At 66.7% G+C, this 17,792-nt stretch carries 16 protein-coding genes and 1 pseudogene; 8 read left to right on the forward strand and 9 right to left on the reverse strand.

Annotated elements, in window-relative coordinates; translation table 11 throughout:
• The first annotated feature begins 6 nt into the window (after window positions 1-6).
• Genes recR through AAFP35_RS18560 form a run of 3 tightly spaced genes read left to right on the forward strand, consistent with a single transcriptional unit; the run spans window position 7 to window position 2,826 of the window.
• Window positions 7-618 carry a recombination mediator RecR gene (gene recR, locus AAFP35_RS18550; RefSeq protein ID WP_419223112.1) on the forward strand — a complete coding sequence of 204 codons (612 nt, stop codon included), beginning with the start codon at window positions 7-9 and terminating at the stop codon, window positions 616-618.
• A gap of 58 nt (window positions 619-676) precedes the next feature.
• Window positions 677-2,284: an alpha/beta fold hydrolase gene (locus tag AAFP35_RS18555; RefSeq protein WP_419223113.1), complete on the forward strand. Its 1,608-nt coding sequence runs from the start codon at window positions 677-679 to the stop codon at window positions 2,282-2,284.
• Entirely contained in the window at window positions 2,281-2,826 is a 546-nt protein-coding gene (locus AAFP35_RS18560; RefSeq protein WP_419223114.1) for a uridine kinase family protein, read from the forward strand. Before AAFP35_RS18555 ends, AAFP35_RS18560 begins: the two co-directional genes overlap by 4 nt.
• Window positions 2,827-2,901: 75 nt before the next feature.
• Here AAFP35_RS18560 and AAFP35_RS18565 read toward each other — a convergent pair whose 3' ends face one another.
• The 3 genes from AAFP35_RS18565 to AAFP35_RS18575 all read right to left on the reverse strand — a co-directional run bounded on the left by AAFP35_RS18565 (window position 2,902) and on the right by AAFP35_RS18575 (window position 5,528).
• Window positions 2,902-3,816, reverse strand: coding sequence for an oxygenase MpaB family protein (locus AAFP35_RS18565; RefSeq protein WP_419223115.1), 915 nt, complete (start codon window positions 3,814-3,816; stop codon window positions 2,902-2,904).
• On the reverse strand, window positions 3,813-4,754 hold the full coding sequence (locus AAFP35_RS18570; RefSeq protein WP_419223116.1) for an oxygenase MpaB family protein: 942 nt from the start codon (window positions 4,752-4,754) through the stop codon (window positions 3,813-3,815). The genes AAFP35_RS18565 and AAFP35_RS18570 overlap by 4 nt, the downstream gene beginning before the upstream one ends.
• Before the next feature lie 117 nt (window positions 4,755-4,871).
• On the reverse strand, window positions 4,872-5,528 hold the full coding sequence (locus AAFP35_RS18575; RefSeq protein ID WP_419223117.1) for a TetR/AcrR family transcriptional regulator: 657 nt from the start codon (window positions 5,526-5,528) through the stop codon (window positions 4,872-4,874).
• A 217-nt stretch (window positions 5,529-5,745) separates the two neighbouring features.
• Here AAFP35_RS18575 and AAFP35_RS18580 point away from each other — a divergent pair, with 217 nt between their 5' ends.
• Window positions 5,746-6,453, forward strand: coding sequence for a uracil-DNA glycosylase (locus AAFP35_RS18580; protein ID WP_419223118.1), 708 nt, complete (start codon window positions 5,746-5,748; stop codon window positions 6,451-6,453).
• A 163-nt stretch (window positions 6,454-6,616) separates the two neighbouring features.
• Here AAFP35_RS18580 and AAFP35_RS18585 read toward each other — a convergent pair whose 3' ends face one another.
• Window positions 6,617-7,339, reverse strand: a complete 723-nt coding sequence (locus AAFP35_RS18585; protein ID WP_419223119.1) for a type 1 glutamine amidotransferase — start codon at window positions 7,337-7,339, stop codon at window positions 6,617-6,619.
• Window positions 7,336-8,733 (reverse strand): MurT ligase domain-containing protein, encoded by a 1,398-nt coding sequence (locus tag AAFP35_RS18590; RefSeq protein WP_419223120.1) that lies wholly within the window; start codon window positions 8,731-8,733, stop codon window positions 7,336-7,338. The genes AAFP35_RS18585 and AAFP35_RS18590 overlap by 4 nt, the downstream gene beginning before the upstream one ends.
• A 65-nt stretch (window positions 8,734-8,798) precedes the next feature.
• Here AAFP35_RS18590 and AAFP35_RS18595 point away from each other — a divergent pair, with 65 nt between their 5' ends.
• Window positions 8,799-9,887 carry an alpha/beta hydrolase gene (locus AAFP35_RS18595; RefSeq protein WP_419223121.1) on the forward strand — a complete coding sequence of 363 codons (1,089 nt, stop codon included), beginning with the start codon at window positions 8,799-8,801 and terminating at the stop codon, window positions 9,885-9,887.
• Here AAFP35_RS18595 and AAFP35_RS18600 read toward each other — a convergent pair.
• From AAFP35_RS18600 to AAFP35_RS18610, 3 genes and pseudogenes are all read right to left on the reverse strand, one after another.
• A pseudogene (locus AAFP35_RS18600) lies at window positions 9,888-10,862 on the reverse strand (EamA family transporter); the annotation flags it as partial.
• A gap of 93 nt (window positions 10,863-10,955) precedes the next feature.
• Entirely contained in the window at window positions 10,956-12,311 is a 1,356-nt protein-coding gene (locus AAFP35_RS18605; protein ID WP_419223122.1) for a phosphotransferase family protein, read from the reverse strand.
• Window positions 12,308-12,949, reverse strand: a complete 642-nt coding sequence (locus AAFP35_RS18610) for a TetR/AcrR family transcriptional regulator (RefSeq protein ID WP_419223123.1) — start codon at window positions 12,947-12,949, stop codon at window positions 12,308-12,310. Before AAFP35_RS18610 ends, AAFP35_RS18605 begins: the two co-directional genes overlap by 4 nt.
• A 166-nt stretch (window positions 12,950-13,115) precedes the next feature.
• Between AAFP35_RS18610 and AAFP35_RS18615 the strand changes: the two genes are divergently transcribed.
• From AAFP35_RS18615 to AAFP35_RS18625, 3 genes are read left to right on the forward strand one after another with little or no spacing between them, the layout of a single operon-like run.
• Window positions 13,116-14,369, forward strand: coding sequence for an acyl-CoA dehydrogenase family protein (locus AAFP35_RS18615; protein ID WP_419223124.1), 1,254 nt, complete (start codon window positions 13,116-13,118; stop codon window positions 14,367-14,369).
• 1 nt (window position 14,370) lies between these two features.
• Entirely contained in the window at window positions 14,371-15,930 is a 1,560-nt protein-coding gene (locus tag AAFP35_RS18620; RefSeq protein ID WP_419223125.1) for an AMP-binding protein, read from the forward strand.
• Between the two features lie 30 nt (window positions 15,931-15,960).
• A complete protein-coding gene (locus AAFP35_RS18625; protein WP_419223126.1) occupies window positions 15,961-16,974 on the forward strand; it encodes a cyclase family protein in 1,014 nt (337 codons plus the stop codon).
• Between the two features lie 14 nt (window positions 16,975-16,988).
• On the opposite strand, the gene AAFP35_RS18630 is transcribed toward AAFP35_RS18625, so the two are convergent.
• Window positions 16,989-17,735, reverse strand: coding sequence for an SDR family NAD(P)-dependent oxidoreductase (locus AAFP35_RS18630; RefSeq protein ID WP_419223127.1), 747 nt, complete (start codon window positions 17,733-17,735; stop codon window positions 16,989-16,991).
• Between the last annotated feature and the right edge of the window lie 57 nt (window positions 17,736-17,792).

Genomic DNA, 17,792 nt, shown 5'->3' on the forward strand with positions numbered 1-17,792 from the left:
ACACCCATGTACGAGGGACCGATCCAGGACCTGATCGACGAGCTCGCCAAACAACCAGGGCTCGGTCCGAAAGGTGCCCAGCGAATCGCCTTCCACCTCCTGTCGGTGGAGAACTACGAGATCGACAGACTGATCAACGCCCTCGGCCGGGTGCGCGACGACGTCACCTTCTGTGCGGAGTGCGGCAATGTGTCGGCCGATCGACTGTGCCGGATCTGCTCGGACTCACGCCGTGACGCCACCAAGATCTGTGTCGTCGAGGAGCCGAAGGACGTCCACGCCATCGAACGCACCAAGGAGTTCGACGGCCGCTACCACGTGCTCGGCGGGGCGCTCGATCCGTTGTCCGGGGTAGGACCCGATCAGCTTCGTATCCGAGAGTTGTTGCGCCGCTTGGGCAACCAAGCAGACGGTGTCGATGTCAGCGAGGTCATCGTGGCCACCGACCCGAATACCGAGGGAGAGGCCACCGCGACCTATCTCCTGCGTATGCTCAAGGATTTCCCAGGGCTCTCGGTGACTCGACTCGCCTCGGGCCTACCGATGGGTGGCGACCTCGAGTTCGCCGACGAACTGACACTGGGCCGGGCGCTCTCCGGGCGTCGTATCCTCGCCTGACCGCGCGTGCTCTCGCCGGATCGGCAGGGCAGGTGCGCCGTCTGCTACAGATAGACCGGTGACGAGCCTGGGAAGAGCGCACATCCGTCATCTGCGGCGGACCCTGTCGATCGTCGGCGTGGCCGTCGCGGCGATCGGACTGTCGGCCGTGCCGACCGCGGGAGCGGCACCCGACCGGACACTCGAGTGGGGTTCGTGCCCTGGAATCCATCGCGCGGCACCCGGCACGCAGTGTGCCACCCTGCAGGTACCGCGAGACCATGCGCGCCCGGACGGACCGACGATCTCGATCACCGTGAGCCGGATACCCGCACGTGATCCGGCGCGCCGTCGAGGCATCCTGATGGGTAACCCGGGCGGGCCGGGAGGCGACGCCATCAGCATGTTCTCCGCATTGCATCCGCCGGCCGCGGTGGCCGACGAGTGGGACCTGGTCGCGGTGCAACCCCGTGGGCTGCTCTCGTCGACGCCGGTGACATGTGCCGGCCGGCCGAGCGCCGACGACGTGGTCGCCTTCGGCAAGGCCAACCGTGAACGCTGTGACCGCGCCACACCCGGTTACGTCCGAACCATCACCACCGAGCAGACGGCTCGTGACATCGAGTCGGTGCGCCGAGCCCTGGGTGCGGACAAGGTGAGCCTGTACGGCATCTCGTACGGCACCGTGCTGATGTCCACCTACGCGACGCTGTTCCCCGGACACACCGACCGGTTGGTCTTGGACTCGGCTGTCGACCCCGCGTGGCTCTGGAATGACGTCCTGGCGAACCAGACGCCCCTGTACAAGCGACGCGTGCACGCGATGATGTCGTGGATCGCGCAGCGCGACAACATCTATCATCTCGGCAAGACCCCGCTGACGGTTTACCGGTCGTGGAGCGATGCGGTGGCCGCCGAGGCCGGGGTGCCCCCGTCGCTGGCCGCTCCGCCTGCGCAGATCGGCGATGTCCCGCCCGGCCTGCGGGCCGTCGCGCAGCAATACATCGCCGGCACCAACCTCACCGCCGACGCGCGGGCGCGGTTCGGGAACTTCATCGCGACGATGCTGGTCCCCGATGGGGTACAGGCGAAGTCGTCGTTGCTGGGCATCACCCGGATGGCAGCGCCGGATCGCAACGCATGGCCATTGGTGGCGTTGCGCGCCAACGGATCGTCGAAGCCGTCGAAGGAGTCGCCGGACACCGTGCGAATCCTGACGAATCTGCAACAGATGCAGAACCTGATCTTGTGCAACGAGAACCAGGTGCCGCCCCGCCCCGACCTGGTGCCCGCCTCGGTGTTCGCCAACTACGTCGTCGGCGACATCTTCGAGGCACCCGGCCTGATCTACCAGTCCGGCATGGCGTGTGCGGGTGCTCCCGCCGTGACCCGGCCGGTGGCGATCGGCAACCGTGGACTCGCGGTGGCGCCGTTGCAGATCCAGAGTCTGGGTGATCCGCAGACACCGTATCGAGGTGCGCTTGCGATGCAACGGTTGATGCGCAGCCACATCGTCACCGTCGGCGGTGGCGACCACGCCCAATTCGGTCGGCGGAACGGGCCACTCGATCGCACCATCGTCGACTACCTGCGCACCGGTCGGTCGACGGTTCGTGCGGTGCCCCAGGCACCGATCACCTCGCCGTTGACGGCTGCACCGCGGACCGCAGTGGGCGCCGTCGGATGACCGATGCGACCGTCGAGCACAATCTGGACGAACTCGCGGCAGAGATGGTGTCGGGCATCGTCGCCATCGACGGGCCGTCCGGATCGGGTAAGTCCACCGTCGCCGACCTGCTGGTGGAGAAACTCCGCGCGCGCGGGACCGGCGTCGTGCTGATCCGCACCGACGACTTCGCCACCTGGGACAACCCGGTGGCGTGGTGGCCGGAGCTGGAAGTCGATGTGCTGCAGGCATTCAACCGACGACACGACTACCACTACCGTCCGCGGGTGTGGCGATCGGGAGTGCCGGAGATCGGGCGGCCGGTGTGGGTCCGCTGGGAGCCGCTGCTGATCATCGAGGGCGTGTCGTCGGCGCGCACCTCCATGGCCGACCGCCTCACGTACGCACTGTGGCTCGACGGCGGAACCGCAGCCGAACGCCTGGAGAGAGCGGTGGCGCGGGACGGCGAACCGTCACGGCCGTTCCTGGAACGGTGGCAACGTTTCGAACGGGGCTGGTTCGCGGTGGACCGCACTCGCGACCGATGCCGGGTGCTCGACTGACGATTGCTCGGCCCGCTCGCTTCGCTCCCGGCGCCGTGCACATTCGGCCCGCTCGCTTTGCTCCCGCGCCGGGAATCAGAAGACGGGGATACCCAGCCTCCGCCGCATCCGGAGATCCATGAGATTGGCCCGCATGACGCCACGCATCATCGGCCCGAGTACCGGATCCAACAGCCGAAACCACATCAGCGTCGTGCGGTATCGCGCGGCATCCCGAGTGTTCCACCGCCAGCACATCATCTCGCGGACCTCCGCGGGTAACCCGGCCCGGATCGCATACGCCATCGACTTTCCGAAGGTGGCATGTGCGAGCGTGCCCAGCCGACCTGCCCGGAACTCGAGGAACGACAGATCCGACAGGCGCTGGAGTTCCTCGCGCACAGGGTCGTCGATCCGAAGGGTCGCCAACTCGTTGTCCCAGTAGCGAACGAGCTCCGCGTAGCTCTGCGGCCAATTCTCCGGGGACACGTTCAGCGTGGTGCCCAGCGTGTGTGCCTCGCGGACCACCATCTCCTTCTCCTCGGAACTCAGCGGACCATAGAGCAGTTCGTACTGGTCGATGAAGTACTTGAGCAGACACACCGCGACCCAGAGCTGTAACCGGGAATCGTTGCCGCTGTAGCGGACCGGACTCTCCGGTGTGGAATGCACCAGCTTGTGGATGCGACCGACCTCGGCATGGACGTAGGCCATGTCGTCGGTGTTGCCCAGCAGCGCGACGGCCAGGAAGGTGCCGGTGGTGCGCCCCCGTTTGATAGGACGTTTGATGGCGTTGCCCGAGTCCACCCGGCTCTCGTGGACGCCGTAACCGACCTTCGGGTTGGCCAACTGCATGATCACGTTGGCGCCCGCGATCGTCGGTCCGAGCGAGGTGACCAGATCGAAGGGCCGACGAATCGGCCGCCGTCGGCGCTCGCGGGGGATCTGTGCGACGAGATCGTGCTGAAAGGTGTCGGCGGGCGACGGCTCGGACACCGGGTGCGTGGTCATCGGCGTGCCCCCTGGGTCTCGGAAGTGCGATCCGGTCGAGGACGGGTGACGAAGAAGTCGGGCAGAGTCGGACTGGGGGTGACCCGACGGAACGGATATCGCGCCTTGTCCGGCAGTACGCGATCGCCCCATCGAACAATTCGGATCAGACGGTCGAATCGATTCTGCCGCCGCGAATTCCACGGAATTCCGAGGAGCCGGCGCGTCTGCGGAGGCAGTAGCCCGGCCCCTGAGAGCACGATCAATTTCTGGAAGGGACGGGCACCGAGGTTCCAGAGGAACGTCGGACCGCGGAAGGACGGGTGACGTGGCAGTGGTCGGCTGTCGACGTCGAGAACCCGGTCGGTGCACAGGTTGCGTTCGAGTATGTCGTCGATGACGTGCCAGTAGTAGGACCAGAAATCGGTTCTGGTGGCCGGGATGACACGCTCGGGGACACCGAGGACCCGCGCAGTGCGCTTCCATTCCTCGTAGAGGCCGTCCTCGAGGGTCTCGTCGACGACGCCGTCGAAGACGCGGCGGATGTCTGCCTGCATCGAGTATCCGGTCGCGGCCACCCACAGGTAAGCGTCCGCATTCAGTGCGTGGTAGGAACGTCCTTGAGTGTCAACGCCTTTCACGGTGCTGTGAACGGCGCGTAGATGTTCCGCGGCGGCCACGGCTCCAGCGTCGGTGTGTCCGCCGTACAGGGCGAACATGGTGTGGAACCGGCGGCTCAGCGTTCCCCACCGGTCGGTGTCGAATCGTGAGTGTTGGCCCACACCGGCCCCGACCACCGGGTGGGCCACCTCCAGCCAGATCGTCGACCGGGCTGCAAGGACTCCCCGCCAATCGTTTCCGTACCGCCAGGTCAGTGATTCCGGCCCGAGCGGTACGGACGATCTGTCACTCGTCCTCGTGTCGTCGTGATCGATCAGATCGTCGGTCCCCGTCTGCATCGTCGCAGCACCTTCCTGATCACGCCGGCGAGCTCCCCTTGATAGAAAAGCTACGTGGAGTCTATCAAGCGCAGTGTGACCAGCGCTACACCGAAGTTCTGAAGGGGCGTCGAGCCGTCAGCGGGTCTGCAGCAGTGGGACGAGATAGGTCTCGGCGAACTCGCGCGCTCGCTCGGGGTCCCCGATCGGGATGGTGCTGTCGTCGGGGGATTCGATCAGCGACAGCACCATGCGAACCAGGATCTCGGCGACCACATCCGTGTCCAGATGTGTCGGCAACCGGCCACGGTCTTGCCAGACGCGCAGGCCCGAGGAGACCAGACCCCGGCCGAGGCCGACGATGGCGGTGTCGGACAGGAAGGCGGACAGTTCCGCGACCTCGTCGGATCGACGAAGGTTGCGGGTGAGCAATTTGGGTGCCGACGCCTCGTGGACGAAGGCGCCGAAGGTCTCGACGAGCAGTTCCTCGGGGCCGTCGACCTGTTCGGCGATCTCCGACATCAGGGTTGCCATCCGCATCGACTCGTCCATGATCGCGTGTCGCACCAGCGTCTTTCGGTGGCCGAAACGTCGATACACGGTGGCCACCCCGACGCCTGCCGCGTCGGCGATGTCCTGCATCGTGGTGTCGGCGAATCCGCGTTCGACGAAAGTGATCCGCGCGGCGGTGACGATCTTGCGGGCAGTGGCGTCCAGGTCGCCGGCAGATGCCGAGGCGACGTCCACGCGCAGCGGTCCCGTAGAAGCCCCGTCGCTGATGTCCCCGTCGCTCATGTCGTGCCGCTCATGTCCCCGCCGCTCATCTCGATGTCGATCTCGTCGCACGCACACCATCACGATAGGCTCATGTCATCCGGTCGGAGGACAGTTCGCTCGCCGATTTCAGCCTTCTGCAGACGGCCTGTCGCCGGCAGTGGTGGCCACCGGGCAGAATCGGATCACCTCGGCGACGACCGGACCGGTGCGCGGTCACCCGACCTATGGTGGGAAGGTGACGTACCGGAGCATCGCGGCACTCGACGACGATATCGTCGACTGTCGTGCATGCCCGCGATTGGTCGCCTGGAGGGAAGAGGTGGCCCGGGTCAAGAGGGCAGCATTCGCCGATCAGACGTATTGGGGCCGTCCCGTTCCCGGATTCGGCCCGGCCGATGCACGCGTGCTGATCCTCGGGCTGGCGCCTGCCGCGCACGGTGGTAACCGGACCGGTCGCATGTTCACCGGCGACCAGAGCGGAGACGTCCTGTTCCGTGCCCTCTACGACGCAGGTCTCGCGAGTCGACCGACGGCCACCTCGCGCGACGACGGTATGGAGCTGTACGGCGTACGAATGACCGCGCCGGTGCATTGCGCGCCGCCGCAGAACAAGCCGACCGTGGCCGAACGGGATCGCTGCGCGGCGTGGCTCGACCGGGAGCTCGGACTGCTGGCCCCGACTCTGCGATCGGTGGTGGTGCTCGGCGCCTTCGGCTGGCAGTCGGGGTTGAGGGCATTCGCCGATCTGGGATGGGCCGTCGATCGGCCACGACCGAAGTTCGCCCACGGTGCGTCGACGGTGTTGACCCGCGACGCGCAGCAGCTGACCTTGTTCGCGAGTTACCATGTGAGTCAACACAATACGTTCACCGGACGTCTGACGGGACCGATGCTGGTTGATGTGCTGACGGCGGCGGCCGAGAATGCGGGGATTCTTCGATGACAATCGTGGGACGGCTGTTGGGTCGCGACGACGACGCGATGTGCCGGTGCGGGCATCGGCGCGAATCGCATCTGCACTATCGCGCCGGCACCGATTGTGCCGAATGCGGCGCGCAGCGATGTCCGCGTTTCCGCGTCGCACGATTCCGTCGACGCTGACGTCCTCAGCCGCGGCGTCCGGCCGCGAGCCGTTCCTTGCGCAGCCGGTCGACCTGGGGAAGGTCAAGCGGGGCCAGGACATCGGCGCCCGTGGCCTGCGCGAGCAGATGGTCGGCGAGTTCGGGATTGCGGGCCAGCGCCGGGCCGTGCATGTACGTGCCGATCACCGAGCCCTGGACGACGCCCTCGGTTCGATCACCGACCCCGTTGCCGACCCCATGGCGTACGCGGCCCAACGGCTGCGCGTCCGAACCGAGAGTGGTTCCGCCGCGGTGGTTCTCGAAACCGGTCAATGGCTGGGTCAGCCCCGGAAGCGTCGGATCGGTGACGAGTTCGCCGATGCTGCGCTTCTCCTGAGGGGAAGTGGTGAGGTCGAACAGCGAAATCCCGTCCACGCGTTCACCCGCCGAGGTCTCGTACCAATGTCCGAGCACCTGGATCGCCGCGCAGATCGCCAGGACGGGTCGTCCCGCAGCGGCGGCGCGTTGCAGACCCGGAAACCGGGTGAGGTGGCGGGTGGCCAGCCGCTGGGCATAGTCCTCCGCGCCGCCGAGCGTGTAGACGTCGAGTGAATCGGGAACCTCGTCGTCGAGGGTGATGTGCACGATCTCCGCGTCGATACCGCGCATCCGAGCGCGCTGCCGAAGGATCAGTGCATTGCCCCCGTCGCCGTAGGTACCCATCACGTCGGGTAGCACCAACCCGATGCGCAAGGTGGATTCGCTCACTCCTCCACCACCTTTCGTGACTCGTTCCCCGTCGCTTCGCTCGCCCGGGAAGCACTTCCCTTCGCTTCGCTCGCCCCGGAGCGATTTCCCGTCGCTTCGCTCGCCCCGGAGCGATTTCCCGTCGCTTCGCTCGCCCCGGCGACACCGCGTTCGACCCGATCGAGCGCCACCCCGAGATCCCGGAACGCCGTGTAGTTGGCCAGCACCTCGACCCGTCCCGGTGGGCACGATGCGATCGCCTTCATCGGGTCGGGGACGGTGGTGTGCTCGGCGCCCGCATACAGCAGCCGGACCGACAGGTCGGCCGCGCGCTCGCCTGCGGCGACCACCTGCATCGTCTCGAAGGCTTCGAAGCGCACATCCCACAACCAGGACAGGTCTTCGCCGTCGGGGACCTGACCGTTGACGGCGATCACCAGCCCGTCGGCGTCTTGGTCGATCATCGACAACGCCTCCTGCCAGCCTGCCGGGTTCTTCGCGAGCAGGGTTCGCACCGAATGGTTGCCGATCTGGTGGATGCCGTAACGGCCGGCGACCTCTCCCACGGTGCCCACCGCAGCGACCGCCTTACCCGGATCGGCGCCCATCGCCACCGCTGCGGCAACTGCCTGGGTGGCATTGCCCCGGTTGGCCCGGCCGGGCACCGACAATGTCATCGGGGCGCTGAATCCTTCAGGGCCATAGATGTTCTCGTCGTCGAACCACCAGTCCGGAGTGGGGCGCCGGAACGACTCGTCACCGCTGGAACGCCAGTCGTCGCCGGACCGGATGATCGGTTCGCCGGTGCGCGGGCAGCTCACCGAGTCGCCCACCCAGCCGGCACCTGCGGCCACCCAGATCACCTGGGTGGAATCGAATGCGGCAGAGGTGATCAGGACGTCGTCGCAGTTGGCGACGATGGTGGTGGACGGATGTCGGGCGATGCCGTCCCGCAGTCGCCGTTCGATCATGTTGATCTCACCCACGCGGTCGAGCTGGTCTCGCGAAAGGTTCAGCAGCACCAGCACTTCCGGGTCGACCGCGTCGCTGACGTGGGGGACGTGCAGCTCGTCGACCTCCAACGCACAGATGGGGGCGCCGCGATGCAGGGTCAGCGTCGCGATGATGCCGGCATCCATGTTCGCGCCGTCGGCCTGGGTGGCGACATCGCCGAGTTCGGTCAGTGCGGCGGCGGTCATGCGGGTCGTCGTCGACTTGCCGTTCGTTCCGGTGATCAGTGCTGTCCGTTTGCCTGCGGCCAGACGACCCATGATGGCCGGATCGATCTTGGCCGCGATCAGCCCGCCGATCATCGAGCCCTTGCCGCGTCCGGTTGCGCGGGACGCCCAGCGCGCTGCGGTTGCGGCACCCAAGGCGACGTGGGTGCGCAGCGGTGTTCTCACGCGGTCGGACATGCCGTCGAGTCTGACACAAGCCGTGCGGAGCAGCGCGACCGTGCGCCGACGGTAGGCTCACCGTCGTGAGTCAGGCCACAACGATGTCCCTGTCCGTGCAGGCCCGCGTCCAACGCGTTGTCATGAAGGGCGCCGGGCACATTCCTCCGGCGCTGTTGAGATTCGCCCGACGATGGGGCCGGGTGAACGCGGTCGGCGATCGTCTCGCGCCGGAGATGGCCGTCACCGGCTGGGTCGCCGACACGCTGCCGGCCTTCGAACTGGCCGGTAAGCCGATCGATCAGGCCCGTGCCGACCTGCGGGAGAACGCCGCCGCGATGGCGGAGGATCTGCCCGCTATGGCGGTCGAGGAAGACCTGGTCATCGAGGGCCCGGGCGGCCCGATCCCGGCCACTCGTTACCGCGCACAAGTGTCGTCGTCGGGCATCGTCGTGTTCTTCCACGGCGGGGGATGGGTGCAGGGCGATCGCGTCAGCCACGACAACCTGGTGCGGCGGCTCGCCTTGTCGTGCGGCGCCGACATCCTGTCGGTGGATTATCGTCTCGCACCCGAGCATCGCTTCCCGGCTGCCGTCGACGACGCGCTCGCCGCGTGGCAGTTCGCCGTGGACAAAGCGCCCGACTGGGGAGTCCGCACCGACCGGATCGCGGTCGCCGGGGACAGCGCGGGAGGCAATCTGAGTGCCGTCGTCGCACAGCAGGTCAGCCGGAAGGGCGGGGTGTCTGACCGAGACGGCGGACATGCCGTCATGCCGTGCCTGCAGATGCTGATCTACCCGGTGACCGATGTGTCCACCAAGCGGGCATCCCGCCACGAGTTCGCGAGCGGCCTGTTCCTCACCGACGAGCACATGGATTGGTTCCTGGACCACTACGTCCCCGATGTTGAGCAGCGCACCGACCCGCGGGTTTCACCGCTACTGGCCGACGACCTCTCGGGTCTGCCGCCCGCGTACGTGGTCGTCGCCGGGTTCGATCCGCTCCGCGACGAGGGCATCGCCTACGCCGAGGCCCTGGAGGCGGCCGGCGTGGCGGTCACCCTCGACCGTGCGGGCAGCCTCATCCACGGCTTCGCCAACATGACGCTGATCAGCGCGGATGCGCGTGCCGCGGTGGACCGGATCGGTGCTGCCCTGGGCCGCGCCCTGCGCTGAGCGCTCGTCGCCGTCGGCGCCGTGCGGTGGCGCGCCGACCGTGGACCGTGGCCGGTTCACCGGCGCGGCCAGTACACCGGCCGCGCATCCGACGATGACGACCGCCGCGCCGATCACCTGCAGCGCGGTCGGTGACTCGCCCAGCAACAGCCATGCAGCGGTGATCCCGACGACCGGCACGAGCAATGACAGGGGTGCGACTCGGCTCGCCTCGTAGCGTGAGAGCAGCAGCGTCCAGAGTCCGGAACCGGCGATCGTGCCCAGCAGCACGACGTAGAGGAGGCCGGCGAGGGCGAGCAGTCCGGATCTCGTGCCGATGGTGGTGAGTGATTCGATCCCGGCGGTCGGCCCGTCGACCATGAGACTCAGCGCGAGCAGGGGGATCGGCGGCACGACCGACATCCAGAGGGTCATCCGGAGCGGTTCGGAGAGCCGGGCGCCGGGAGCGGGGTGAGGGGTCGCACGCTGCACCGCGAGACGATTCCCGATGTTGCCGAAGGCCCAGCCGAGGCCGCCGAGCACGGTCAGGAGCATCGGCACGATCGCGCCGATGCCGAGTGAGCTCTGGGTGGCCCGATCGACACCGATGAGCACCATCCCGCCGACCGCGACGCCGATACCGACGATCTGCAGCGGATTCATCCGTTCGCGCAGGAACAGCACACCGAGGATCACCGTGAACGGCGCCGACGTCTGGAGGACGAGCGATGCGAGACCTGTCGGCATGCCGAGGTGCATCGCGAGGAAGAGGAAGGCGAACTGGACGATGCCGAAGCCGACCGCGTAGAGCAGGAACCACCGCAGCGGGACCCGCGGGAACCGTACGAACGCGATCACCGGCACGGCCATCACGGCGAACCGAAGGGCGGCGAAGAAGAATGGTGGAAAGTGGTCGAGGCCGAGCCGGATCGCGATGAAGTTGAAACCCCAGAGCGTGATCACGAACAGCCCGAGGAGTCGATCGCGGTTGGTCATGACTGCCATGGTCATCACCGAGTCCGTGAACAACAATCGAATTATTTCGCAGGGACGATGTAGGGGAGCTTCACTATCGTCCCGGAGTCCCACTCAGGTGTAGCGCGGGTTCGCCACGGCCAGGCGCATCGCCACCCCCTCCCGGATCGCTGCCGCCACCGCGGGATCTGCGGCCGATCGCTCGCCGGCGCGCAACCCGCGAGCGAGATCGTGATCGTCGGCGCAGCCGATCTCGGACAGGGTTTGTCGGTGTGTGGCGCGGAAGTCGTCGCCCAGGGCGAGTTCGCGGCCGACGATCCGCAGCACATTCGCCGTCACGCGGCCCCGATATCGCAGCTCGGGATCGGCGTCGGAGAACTGTTCGCGCACGAAGTCGCCGACCGCGCCGAGGAGTTCGACCGACGACGGGCGCCCGAAAAGATCTGCGTCCGAGTCGGCGGTCCGGGCATCGGGGGCGGGGACGGTGCCCAGGCCGAGCTGGTTCAGCAGATCGTGCTCGCACTCGGCCACGCGCCGGCCGATGGCCAGTAGTTCGACGGCATTGCCCTCATGGTCGTCGAGGACGCGGTTGGCCTGAATGCGGCACATCACCGCCCACCGTACGGTGGCGTAGACCTCCCACCAGTGCACCGTCGCGGGATCCGGGGCGATGCCGCTCTCGTCTGCATATCCGCTGAACAGGTCCTCGCGGGAACCGAAGCCCCCTACAGGCTCCGGCGATCCGAACCGCCAGGTCTTCATGCAGAGCCAGCCCAGATCCTCCATCGGATCTCCCCGGTGCACGAGCTCCCAATCCAACACGGCCCGCACCCCGGAGTGATCGACCAGGAGGTTTCCGTTACGGAAGTCCCCGTGCACCACGGTCTCCCGAGTGGGTTCGGGCCGGTTCGCGAGGAGCCAGGCGAAGGCGACCTCGAGAATCGGGAGGTGCAGACCCGTGCGTTGGTATTGATCGAACAACACGTCTCGTTGATCGCCGCCGGCGAGATGGCCGGGCAGGGCGGCCAGGTCCATGCGGTGAATCCGGGCGAGGATGCGACCGAACTCGTACGGGAGGCGAGAGCGGATGTCGTCATAATCGTTGTCGCGCAACAGCCTTTGGGGCAGCGCTTCACCGGGGACGCGCTCCATCAGCAGGTACGCGCTGCCGAGTGGGCCGTCGGGCGCTCGGCCGCTGTGGTCGAGCAGCGTCGGGACGGGAACCGACTGCGCGGCGGCCTCGATGATCGATGCGGATTCCAACGCCATGCGTTGCGGGTCTTCGACTCCGACGGGGTCGCGGCGGAGGACCAGATCGCGGGTGTCACCCGATTCGTCGGTGACGGTGAACGTCCACGTCTCGCGGCTGGCCCCACTGGTCAATCGGGTGAGATCGGAGATCGAACGGGTGCGGGCATCGAGCTCGATGAGTCGTTGGCGCAGAGCATCTTCGAGGGTCGGGTCGTTCATGATCGGGGGCCTCGGAATCCGGCGGCATCCAGGGCGACCGCCTGGTAGCGGGTGGTGATCTCGTCTGCGGTCAGCGGGCCGTCGGGACGAAACCAGGTGGCAACGGCGGTGCACGCGGTGATGATGAAACGCGCCGTCTCTCGCGGGTTCGTGGTGTGAAAACTGCCACGGTCGACACCGTCTGCGATGACTCTTTCGAACATCCGTTGCTGGACATCACGTTTCGTCACGATGACCTCGCGAGCGGAGGGTTCGAGGCTGCGTAGCTCACTGTTGCCGAGCAGGCTCTCCAACGGAGACTCGGCGTGACGTCGCACGTGTACCCCGACGATCGCCCGCAGTCGCTCGGCCGGGTCGGTGCCGGCGTTCAGCAATGCGGACTCGGTGGTCTCGACCAGGCCGTCCATGCCCCGGTTGAGGATCACCGCCAGGAGACCGTGTTTGGAGCCGAAGTAGTTGTAGAGCGAGCCGACGGCAACACCGGCGGCGCCGGCGATGTCGCGCACCGACGTTCCGTGGTAACCCTTCTCGGCCATCGTCCGCACGGCCGCGGTGATCAACTCTGCGGCGGCCGGGTCGTCGGTCGGGTGCACCGCGGAACTCGTCACGGCGTGCACGGGCTCGGTCGGACCGGGCATTGCTCTCCTGTCTCTGATGAACGTTCGCTCAAGTATGCCCGGACCGAGTTGAGATCGGAAGTCGATTTCGCCATTTTACTGCCGAATTGGCGACGAACGATCTAGTGTCTGTCTCGATCAAGCTCATGAACGATCGTTCATGGCGCTTCGGTGAAGGAAGGTAGGCATGGAGAACGACATCCCCCGCGACATCAGTGAATTACTGGCCGACATCGACCGATTCATCGACGACGAGATCGTCCCGCTGCAGGCCGCCGACGACAACGAGCGGTTCTTCGATCACCGCCGCGAGTGGGCGCGCACCGATTTCGAGGCGGGCGGACTGCCGCGCGAGGACTGGCACGAACTGTTGTCGGAGATGCGTCGACGCGCCGACCGTGCCGGATTCCTGCGGCGTGATCTGCCGACGGAACTCGGCGGATCGGGCACCACGAACCTCGAGATGGCCATCGTCCGCGAGCACCTCGCGCACCGCGGGCTCGGTCTGCACAACGATCTGCAGGACGAGTCGTCGATCGTCGGCAACTTCCCGAGTCTGCATCTGGTGTGGAAGTTCGGCACCCAGGACCAGAAGGACGAGTTCGCGCAGGCGCTGATCACCGGGGAGCGTGTGCTCGGATTCGGGCTCACCGAACCCGAGCACGGTTCCGACGCGACCTGGATGGAGACCTCAGCGGTCCGCTCCGGGGACGACTGGGTGATCAACGGAGCCAAGCGGTGGAATACCGGAATGCATGTGGCGACACATGATCTGATCTTCGCTCGGACCTCGGGCAAGCCCGGTGACGCGCTGGGGATCACCGCGTTCCTCGTGCCGGTGCAGGCTCCCGGTTTCTCGGTGGATCTGTTCCGGTGGACGTTGAACATGCCGACCGACCATGCCGACGTGTCCCTGCACGATGTCCGGGTGCCGAACTCGGCGATCCTCGGCGAGGAGGGTCAGGGGCTGGTGCTCGCGCAGGCGTTCGTGCACGAGAACAGGATTCGGCAGGCCGCGTCCAGCCTCGGTGCCGGACAGTACTGCATCGACCGATCTGCGGAGTACGCCCGGGAGCGAGTCACCTTCGGGCAACCGCTCGCGGCGAGACAGGCAATCCAATGGCCGCTCGTCGAACTCCACACCGATGCAGCTCTGATCCGCGCTCTGGTGCGACAGACCGCAGCCGAACTCGATCAGCGGTCACACATGGACGTCTCCGACCGTGTGTCCATGTGCAACTTCCGCGCCAATCGGCTTGCCTGCGACGCCGCCGATCGGGCCATGCAGGTGCACGGCGGCATGGGGTACAGCCGACACCTCCCCTTCGAGCACATCTATCGGCACCATCGCCGCTACCGCATCACCGAAGGCGCCGAGGAGATCCAGATCCGCAAGGTGGCAGGACACCTGTTCGGCTTCACCGGAAAGAAGAAGCACTGAGATGACGACGGACATCGCGGTCCACCGCTCGATCGCACACGGTGAGCAACTGGCCCGTCAGGCGCGTCGCAGCCCCGACCAGACCGCGCTCAGTTTCGAAGGCGTCGATCTCACCTATGGCGAGCTGGACAGTCGGGTCAACCGATTGGCACGGACATTTCGGCGACACGGTGTCGGGCCTGGTGACCGCGTCGCGGTGCTGATGTACAACCGCCTCGAGGTGATCGAATCCTTCTTCGCGGCAGTACGTCTGGGCGCCATCGCGGTCCCCATCAACTTTCGGCTGGTCGCTGCGGAAGTCCGATACATCCTGGAGAACAGTGGGGCCAAGGTCCTCGTCGCCGACGAACCGATGGCCGGAGTCGCCAAGGACCTGGCGGACCTTCCGATGGCCGCGGTCCTGGTGACCGGTGGTGCGGCGGCATCGGTGGGAACGCATGCCATCGACTACGAGGCCTCGCTCGACGCGGACGATTCGCCGGTGGAGGTGGCCGTCGCCGACGACGCCCCGGCCTTCCTCATGTACACCTCCGGGACAACCGGACGTCCCAAAGGCGCGGTGCTCACCCATCAGAACCTGACCATGAACTCAGTCAATTGTGTTCTTACACAGGCGATGGAGACCAAGGGGGAGGTGTGGTACTCGGGACTGCCGCTGTTCCACATCGGTGGCCTCAACGGCATCCTCATGTATCTCACCGTCGGTGGGCGGTCGATCATCGCGCCCTCGGGCAACTTCGACGCCGCGGCCACCATCGAGATCTTCGAGCGGGAGAAGGTCACCTCCTGCTACTTCGTCCCGACCCAGTGGAAGGAGCTCTGCGCGATCCCCGGTGTGCGGGATAGGCAACTGGCGCTTCGGCGTATCTCGTGGGGAGCGTCGGTCGCCCCTCCGTCGGTACTGGAGGCCATGGCCGAGACCTTCCCGGAGATCCCGACGTTCAACATGTTCGGCCAGACCGAGATGAGCTCGGTGACCTGCGTGTTGCGCGGTGAGGACGCGATCCGCAAGATGGGGTCGGTCGGCCGGCCGATCACCAATGTCGAGGCGATCATCGTCGACGCCGACGGGAACGAGGTCGCGGTCGGTGAGGTCGGTGAGATCGTCTACCGCGGGCCGACCGTGATGAAGGAGTACTGGAACAACCCCGAGGCGACGGCAGAAGCGTTCGCGGGCGGCTGGTTCCACTCGGGTGACCTCTGCGTGATGGACGACGAGGGCTTCATCCGGGTGGTGGACCGGGCCAAGGACATGATCATCTCCGGCGGCGAGAACATCTACTGCGCCGAAGTGGAGGCGGTCATCGACCAGCATCCCAAGGTGGCTGAGGTCGCCCTCGTCGGTGCGCCGCATCCGCGATGGGTGGAGACACCGATCGCCGTCGTGGTGCCGACCGACCCTGCCGATCCGCCGACCGAGGACGAGATCGTGGGGTTCTGCCGGGAACATCTGGCCTCGTACAAGAAGCCGACCGGTGTCGTGGTCGTGGACGAGCTGCCCCGCACCGCGACCGGAAAGATCCAGAAGTTCATCCTCCGCGACACTGTCGCGGCCAACTGATCCATAACGAAGGACGTGAGGAGATCATCCATGGGTAGGACCGCAGACGGTGAGTACACCGAGTCATCTTGGACTGCACCGGCATTCAGTGTCGATGTCAACGGCAAGATCATGGGTGTGGAGAACACGAACACACCGAACAACTGGGGGCGGTGGGGTGCCGACGACCAGCGTGGCACGGCCAACTTCATCACGCCGGATGTGGTGGCATCCGCAGCGGGTCTGATCCGTTCGGGACGGACCGTCAGCCTGGCCATCCCCCTGGACGCGGCAGGCCCGGTACACCCCTCGCGGCCGAATGTCGTGCACCTGTTCGGTTACAGCGGCGCCGACTACGCGGTCGGTACCGCCCTCGGACAGATCGCCCCCGGATTCCAGGGTGCCGACGACTACATCTTCATGCCGTTGCAGGGCAGCACCCAGTGGGACGGGCTCGCCCACGTCTACAGCGGTGACTCGATGTACAACGGTTACTGGATGGGCAACGTCGAGGGCTTCGCCGGAGCCAAGAAGTGTGCGATCAGTCAGCTGAAGGACTCGCTCACCAGTCGTGGTGTGCTGCTGGATATTCCGCGCTTCCTCGGTGTCGAACGCTGCCAACCCGGCGTCCCGATCACCGCAGCGCAACTCGACGAGTGTGCCCGCGACCAACAGGTCGAGGTGCGCACCGGTGACATCCTGGTCGTCCGTACCGGCCATGTGCCGTGGTTCTACTCGCTCGCCGACAAGAGCGAGTTCTGGGCGGCCGGAGCACCGGGTCTGGCGATGGACACCGTCGACTGGATTCACGAGAAGGAGATCGCGGCGCTCGCGGTCGACAACATCGCGGTGGAGGTGGAGCCGTCGGAGAACCCGGGCGGGCTCTACCCGTTGCACGCGCGACTGATTCGCGACCTCGGGCTCACTCTTGGTGAGGTGTGGTGGCTGGAGGATCTCGCCGCGGCGTGTGCGGAGGAGGGACGGCAGGAGTTCTTCCTGACAGGGTCGCCGTTGAACATCACCGGCGGGGCGGGCACCCCGGTGAATCCGATCGCCATCTTCTGACCGATGCGTGCCGGTCAGACGGCGCTTCGTCCGCCGTCGACCGGCACCACGGCGCCGTGCACGAACCCGGCCCCGGTTCCGGCCAGATAGCAGACGACGTCGGCGATTTCGTCGGCTGCCGCGAATCGTCGTGCGGGAGAGCCCTTGGCGAGCCTGGTCAGACCCGCCTCGCCGAGGACCTCTGCGGTGCCGTCGGTCATCGTCGGTCCGGGTGCGACCGCGTTGACACGCACGCCGCGGGGACCGAACTCGGCAGCCCACGACTTTGTCAGTAGTTCCAGCGCGGCTTTGCTCGAGCCGTACACCCCTGATCCGACTGTGCCGAACGAGGCGACCATGGTGCTCACGTTCACGATCGTTCCGTGTCCGCGCTCGGCCATCGCCGGTGCGAGTGCCGCGACCAAGAAGAACGGGGCCTTCACGTTGACGGCGTAACAGGCGTCGAGATCGGCCTCGGCGATCGTGGGCGTCGGGCCCATCGGGGCGATCGCGGCGTTGTTGACCAGGATGTCGACCTGGCCCGCGGTGGCGATCGCATTCTGGGCCAGCGCGCGACAGCTGTCGGGGTCGGCGAGGTCGGCAGCCAGGAAATCCGCGGTGCCACCTCCGTTGCGCACCTCGGTGACCACGGCCGCACCACGGTCGGCGTCCCGGCCGCTGATCAACACATGCGCACCGCGCCACGCGAGTTGTAGAGCCGTGGCGCGACCGATCCCGCTGGTCGCGCCGGTGACCAGCGCGACCTCCCCTGTGACAGACACGCCGCCCAGCGTATCGTCGGCGGTCGCCGGGCGGCGGTCTCTTCGGCGAACTCGGGG

The organism is Gordonia sp. CPCC 206044 (assembly GCF_048537895.1).
Classification (GTDB): domain Bacteria; phylum Actinomycetota; class Actinomycetes; order Mycobacteriales; family Mycobacteriaceae; genus Gordonia.

Bases quoted from the DNA above. Each gene is read 5' to 3' on its own strand.
- AAFP35_RS18620 (WP_419223125.1), top strand. From the start codon at position 14,371: ATGACGACGGACATCGCGGTCCACCGCTCGATCGCACACGGTGAGCAA.
- AAFP35_RS18605 (WP_419223122.1), bottom strand. From the start codon at position 12,311: ATGAACGACCCGACCCTCGAAGATGCTCTGCGCCAACGACTCATCGAG.
- AAFP35_RS18565 (WP_419223115.1), bottom strand. From the start codon at position 3,816: ATGACCACGCACCCGGTGTCCGAGCCGTCGCCCGCCGACACCTTTCAG.
- AAFP35_RS18560 (WP_419223114.1), top strand. From the start codon at position 2,281: ATGACCGATGCGACCGTCGAGCACAATCTGGACGAACTCGCGGCAGAG.
- AAFP35_RS18570 (WP_419223116.1), bottom strand. From the start codon at position 4,754: ATGCAGACGGGGACCGACGATCTGATCGATCACGACGACACGAGGACG.
- AAFP35_RS18625 (WP_419223126.1), top strand. From the start codon at position 15,961: ATGGGTAGGACCGCAGACGGTGAGTACACCGAGTCATCTTGGACTGCA.
- recR (WP_419223112.1), top strand. From the start codon at position 7: ATGTACGAGGGACCGATCCAGGACCTGATCGACGAGCTCGCCAAACAA.
- AAFP35_RS18615 (WP_419223124.1), top strand. From the start codon at position 13,116: ATGGAGAACGACATCCCCCGCGACATCAGTGAATTACTGGCCGACATC.
- AAFP35_RS18610 (WP_419223123.1), bottom strand. From the start codon at position 12,949: ATGCCCGGTCCGACCGAGCCCGTGCACGCCGTGACGAGTTCCGCGGTG.
- AAFP35_RS18590 (WP_419223120.1), bottom strand. From the start codon at position 8,733: ATGTCCGACCGCGTGAGAACACCGCTGCGCACCCACGTCGCCTTGGGT.
- AAFP35_RS18575 (WP_419223117.1), bottom strand. From the start codon at position 5,528: ATGAGCGACGGGGACATCAGCGACGGGGCTTCTACGGGACCGCTGCGC.